Raw genomic sequence first — 512 nt, 5'->3', positions numbered from 1 at the left:
AGCTTATTTTCTTGTCGTAAACTTCCATGTGTTTCGTCTAAATATTCGCAGATAACAAGAGGACCTGATAATGGAACTTCGTGTTCATCAAGAAAAACAGGAACATAACCAGCAGGATTGAGGGCTAGAAATTCGTGCCTCCTAGCCCATTCATATTCTTCAATCAGTTGCGTATTTAGACCATATTCCCCGAGAATGAGGCGTATAAAGCGTGAGGCAGTGGATAGGGGAGAGTGAAAAAGTGTCAGCATAATTTACATTATCAAATATAGTTGATGGGAATTCTTTCAAGTAATGGCTTTTTATTTATAAAGATGCTTGACGAGAAGTACAAGATCATTAGCAGCAGCTAGTAATTATGATTAATAAATTATTAATAATAGGAATACATTCTCTTATGCGATGGTTTGCAAAATGGCAGCACGTAATTCTTCCAAACCGAGAGCTTTTTCTGAAGAGGTTACAAGAAGCTCAGGGTAAGCTGCTGGGCGCTTGAGAAGCTTTGTTTGTGT

General features: G+C 38.1%; 1 protein-coding gene and 1 pseudogene. Both read right to left on the bottom strand.

Annotation, left to right across the window (positions count from 1 at the left end):
- The coding region (locus ACFIO3_RS15660; protein ID WP_375704841.1) for a glutathione S-transferase family protein at positions 1-251 on the bottom strand (251 nt) is incomplete at its 3' end.
- A 144-nt stretch (positions 252-395) separates the two neighbouring features.
- Positions 396-512, bottom strand: a pseudogene (locus ACFIO3_RS15655) (YihA family ribosome biogenesis GTP-binding protein); the annotation flags it as partial.

This window comes from Bartonella sp. AD328YNZD (assembly GCF_042196425.1).
Note: the sequence above shows the minus strand (reverse complement) of the source record. Positions and strands in the feature narration are given on the sequence as shown.